Consider the following 4,408-nt stretch of genomic DNA (forward strand, 5'->3'; position numbering starts at 1 on the left):
TGTCGCGGGCCGCGCCCCCGATGCGCTCGCGGGGCTTGCCGCGCCCGACGCGATCTTCATCGGTGGCGGGGCGACCGCACCCGGCGTGCTCGACGCGTGCTGGGCAGCGCTGAAACCGGGCGGCCGGCTGGTCGCGAACGCGGTCACGCTGCAGGGCGAGATGGCGCTCGCCGCGTGGCGCGATGCGCATGGCGGCACGCTGACGCGTGTGTCGCTCGCACACGCCGAGCCGCTCGGCCGTTTCGACACGTGGCGGCAACCGTTGCCGGTCACGCTGTACGACGTGCGCAAGCCCGACACCGCCGACACGCTCGCACCGTCGGCCACGACGAACACAACGGACGCGTGATGCGCGACGAGACCCCCGAACAGCCTGCGCCGCTACGCTTCGGCTATACGACCGGCAGCTGCGCGACCGCGACGTCGCTCGCCGCCGCACGGTTGCTGCTCGCGGGTAGTGCGGACGACGCGGTCGAGATCGTGCTGCCGAAGGGGCAGCGCGTGATGATGCGGCTCGAGTTCTGCCGGGCCACGGCCGACGGTGCGGAAGCCGCCACGATCAAGGATGCCGGCGACGATCCCGACGTCACGCATGGCGCGCTGATCTTCGCGCGCGTCGCGCTCGCGTCGGCGCCCGGCGTGCAGTTTCATGCGGGGCCGGGCGTCGGCACGGTCACGCGCGCGGGGCTAACGCTGCCGGTCGGCGAACCGGCGATTAACCCGGTGCCGCGCCAGATGATGACGACGCACCTGGAAGCGCTGGCGGCCGAGCATGGCTACGCGGGCGGCTTCGACGTGACGATTGGCGTCGAAGGCGGCGAAGCGCTCGCGCTGAAGACGATGAACCCGCGCCTCGGCATCGTCGGCGGGCTGTCGATCCTCGGCACGACCGGCATCGTGCGGCCGTTCTCGTGTTCGGCCTATATCGCGTCGATCCACCAGGGCATCGACGTCGCACGCGCGAACGGTATCGCACACATTGCCGCATGCACCGGCAACGCGAGCGAGGACGCGATGCGCGCGCACTACCAACTGCCCGACATGGCGTTGATCGAGATGGGCGATTTTGCAGGCGCGGTCCTCAAGCACCTGCGGCGCGCACCGGTCGCGCGGCTGTCGATGTGCGGCGGATTCGGCAAGCTCAGCAAGCTCGCGGCCGGCCATCTCGACCTGCACAGCCGCCATTCGAGCATCGACCTGCCGCTGCTCGCGCAGTGGGCGGCCGAAGCCGGCGCAAGCGATGCGCTGCAGGCCGCGATGCGCGCCGCGAACACGAGCCAGGAGGCGCTGAAGCTCGCTCACGCCGACGGCGTGCCGCTCGGCGATCTCGTTTGCGCACAGGCGCTGCGCGTCGCGCGCGACATCGTGCCGCCGTCCGTCGCTGTCGAGATGTTCGCGATCGACCGGCAAGGCCGCTTCGTCGGGGAGGCGCGATGAGCACGCGCATTCTGCTGCTCGGCGGCACCGGCGATGCGCTGAAGATTGCACGCGCGCTCGGGCCTCGTCACGTCTACAGCCTGGCCGGCCTCGGCAAGGTACCCGACGACCTGCGCTGCGACGTGCGCGTCGGCGGCTTCGGTGGCGCGGCCGGGCTGGCCGCGTATCTGCGCGACGCCGGCATCGGCCTCGTGATCGACGCGACGCATCCGTATGCCACGCAGATCAGCGCGAATGCCGCGGCCGCGGCGCGTGAAGCGGGTGTGCCGCTGTGGGCGCTGCGCCGTGCGCCGTGGGCGCCGCAACCCGGCGACGACTGGCGCATGGTCGACGACTGGGCCGGCATCGAAGCCGCGCTCGCACCGTTCAAGCGGCCGCTGTTTACGCTCGGCCGCGAACCGCTTGCGCATCTCGACGCGATCCCGCCGCACCAGTTCTGGCTCGTGCGCTGCCTCGACGCGCATCCCGGCAACGCGCATGCGCAGATCGTCGCCGCGCGCGGGCCGTTCACGCTCGACGGCGAGCGCGCGCTGTTCGCGCTGATGGGCATCGACGTCGTCGTCAGCAAGAACAGCGGTGGCGCGGCCACCGAAGCCAAGCTCGACGTCGCACGCGAACGCCGGCTGCCGGTCGTGATGCTGCGCCGTCCGCCGCTGCCCGCCGCTGACCGCGCGTTCGACTCGGCCGCGACGCTCATCGACGCGCTCGATCCGGCCACGCGCGCATGACGCCGTGCAGCCGGTCATCCCATGAATTGACGGAGATTTTTCGATGACGGTGTATTTCATCGGCGCGGGCCCCGGCGACCCGGAGCTGATCACGGTGAAGGGCCAGCGCCTCGTGCGCACGTGCCCGGTGATCCTGTATGCGGGTTCGCTGGTGCCGGCCGCCGTGCTCGACGGCCATCGCGCAGAGCAGGTCGTCAATACGGCCGAGCTCGACCTCGACGCCATCGTCGCGCTGCTCGCCGGCGCGCACGCGAAAGGGCAAGACGTCGCGCGCGTGCATTCGGGCGACCCGTCGCTGTACGGTGCGATCGGCGAGCAGATTCGCCGATTGAAAGCGCTCGGGATTCCATATGAAATCGTGCCCGGCGTAACGGCCACGGCTGCATGCGCGGCGACGCTCGGCGTCGAGCTGACGCTGCCCGGCGTCGCGCAGACGGTGATCCTCACGCGCTTCGCGGGCAAGACGACGATGCCGGAAGGCGAATCGCTCGGCTCGCTCGCCGCGCACCGCGCGACGCTCGCGATTCATCTCGGCGTGCGCCATCTCGCCCGCATCGTCGACGAAGTGCTGCCGCATTACGGTGCCGATTGCCCGGTCGCGGTGATCTATCGCGCAAGTTGGCCCGATGAAGCGCGCGTGACCGGCACGCTCGCCGACATCGTCGGCAAGGTGCAGGGCACGCAGATCGAGCGCACCGCGCTGATCCTGATCGGGCGCGTGCTCGACGCAGAAGGGTTTGCGGATTCGACGCTGTATGCGAGCGCGGGTTGATTGCACACGGAGCGGGCGCTTTCGGGCAGACTGAGCCACTTCGCGCGATCACGGCGCGGCGCGCAAGCTACCTTACAAGGACAACGTTGAATGGGTACGCGTATTCGATCGAGTCTGATCGGCCTGGCGGGAATGACGGCTGCTCTGCTGGCGGCATCCACGGCTTACGCCGCCGGTGAAGCGAACGAAGCCCGCGCCGTGCCGTTTGTAAAGATTGCGAAAACCGCCGCGCCCGATCGCGACTGGCCGCGCAAGGTTTGCGCGCTGGCGTCGGCATCGTGCGGCGCGCCCGGCCAGCCCGACGACGCGGACGAGGCGCCGTCGCTGTACCGAGCCAAAAGCGACACGTCGGGCAACTACTACGCGATCCTGCCGGGCCCGCAGTTGCTGAAAGTGAGTTTCGCGTCCGCCGCCGGCTGGAAGGTCGTGCAGCGGTGGGATTTCTCCGACTATCAGCCCGCCGACCGGGTCGAAGGCGACGGCAAGCCGCCGCCACTCCGGATCTACCCCGCGCTGTATCCGTTGGGCGGCGAGCGTTTCGCGGTCGCGGTGCTGGCCGGTTGGTCCGAAAGTTACTCAGGCGGTGGCGGAGGCTGGGAAAACGCCGACTTCGTCGAACTGCGGCCGAACGGCGGCCATGCCCGCGCACCACGCGTATCGAAGCTGCCGTTCAGCTGCAGCAAGCAGATTCGCGCCTGCTTCACCGAGCATGACTATCAGCACTCGCCGCATTGCAGCGAAGACTTCGACGGTGCCTTGCGGCTGCGCTTCGTGCCCGGTGCGAGCACCGGCAATCTCGACTGGATCGCCACTTGGAAGGAGAGCCATTGGCCGGGCCAGGAACCGCAAAGCAAGACCGGGCATACGTCGGTTTCCGTCACGTTGCCGGCAGGACGGGACCCGGTCGCCGCAGGTAATGCGCTGCGCGACAAGATCCCGTTTTGCGAGCCGCTCAACTGAGCGGCGGCCGCTGCTACGCACGCGCGGCGTGCAGCACCCGCTTCGGTGCAAACCCCGCCGCCAGCACGAACAGCGCGACACACAGGCAGGCCATCGCGATCCACGCGGGTGACAGGTCCGCGAGGTGCTGGCGCACGATGCCTGCCGCGAACGGGAACAGCCCGGCGATCAGGTAGCCGATGCCCTGCACGAACCCCGTCAGCGACGCGGCATCGGCCGGCGTCGCCGCGTGGTCGACCGTGACGATCAGCGACAGCGGAAACAGCGCGCCGATCCCCGCGCCCATCAACAGCGCGGCCGGCAGCGCGAGCGCCTCGGGTGCGGCCAGCATCACCAGCAAGCCGATGAACAGCGACGCGATCGCCGCATGCAGCGCGGGCCGGCGATCGGGCAGGCGGTCGATCATCGCCGAGATCGTCAGCCCCGCGACGACTTCCGCGAGCGTCACGCCGCCGAGCAGGCTGCCGGCCGCCGTCGGCGACCAGCCGAGCCGCATGTAGTAAGGCGGCAG

5 protein-coding genes and 1 pseudogene are annotated in these 4,408 nt (G+C 69.9%); 5 read left to right on the forward strand and 1 reads right to left on the reverse strand.

What is annotated here, in order from left to right:
• From G3O00_RS39960 to G3O00_RS39980, 5 genes and pseudogenes are all read left to right on the forward strand, one after another.
• A pseudogene (locus tag G3O00_RS39960) lies at window positions 1-349 on the forward strand (bifunctional cobalt-precorrin-7 (C(5))-methyltransferase/cobalt-precorrin-6B (C(15))-methyltransferase); the annotation flags it as partial.
• Window positions 349-1,437, forward strand: a complete 1,089-nt coding sequence (locus tag G3O00_RS39965) for a cobalt-precorrin-5B (C(1))-methyltransferase (protein ID WP_206146288.1) — start codon at window positions 349-351, stop codon at window positions 1,435-1,437. The pseudogene G3O00_RS39960 and the gene G3O00_RS39965, both read left to right, overlap by 1 nt.
• Complete coding sequence (locus G3O00_RS39970) at window positions 1,434-2,165, forward strand: cobalt-precorrin-6A reductase (RefSeq protein ID WP_206146289.1); 732 nt, start codon at window positions 1,434-1,436, stop codon at window positions 2,163-2,165. Before G3O00_RS39965 ends, G3O00_RS39970 begins: the two co-directional genes overlap by 4 nt.
• A 43-nt stretch (window positions 2,166-2,208) precedes the next feature.
• The gene (gene cobM / locus G3O00_RS39975; protein ID WP_206146290.1) at window positions 2,209-2,937 is read left to right on the forward strand and encodes a precorrin-4 C(11)-methyltransferase; all 729 of its coding nucleotides are present in this window, start codon (window positions 2,209-2,211) and stop codon (window positions 2,935-2,937) included.
• A gap of 90 nt (window positions 2,938-3,027) precedes the next feature.
• The gene (locus G3O00_RS39980; protein WP_241025556.1) at window positions 3,028-3,897 is read left to right on the forward strand and encodes a hypothetical protein; all 870 of its coding nucleotides are present in this window, start codon (window positions 3,028-3,030) and stop codon (window positions 3,895-3,897) included.
• A 13-nt stretch (window positions 3,898-3,910) separates the two neighbouring features.
• Here the strand turns inward: G3O00_RS39980 and G3O00_RS39985 are convergent.
• On the reverse strand, window positions 3,911-4,408 hold a 498-nt coding region (locus G3O00_RS39985; RefSeq protein ID WP_206146291.1), incomplete at its 5' end, for an MFS transporter.

This window comes from Burkholderia sp. Ac-20384 (assembly GCF_017104605.1).
Lineage (GTDB): Bacteria > Pseudomonadota > Gammaproteobacteria > Burkholderiales > Burkholderiaceae > Burkholderia > Burkholderia lata.

What these genes read in the sequence shown, in the direction of transcription:
- G3O00_RS39965 (WP_206146288.1), top strand. Translation starts at nt 349, where the DNA reads ATGCGCGACGAGACCCCCGAACAGCCTGCGCCGCTACGCTTCGGCTAT.
- G3O00_RS39970 (WP_206146289.1), top strand. Translation starts at nt 1,434, where the DNA reads ATGAGCACGCGCATTCTGCTGCTCGGCGGCACCGGCGATGCGCTGAAG.
- cobM (WP_206146290.1), top strand. Translation starts at nt 2,209, where the DNA reads ATGACGGTGTATTTCATCGGCGCGGGCCCCGGCGACCCGGAGCTGATC.
- G3O00_RS39980 (WP_241025556.1), top strand. Translation starts at nt 3,028, where the DNA reads ATGGGTACGCGTATTCGATCGAGTCTGATCGGCCTGGCGGGAATGACG.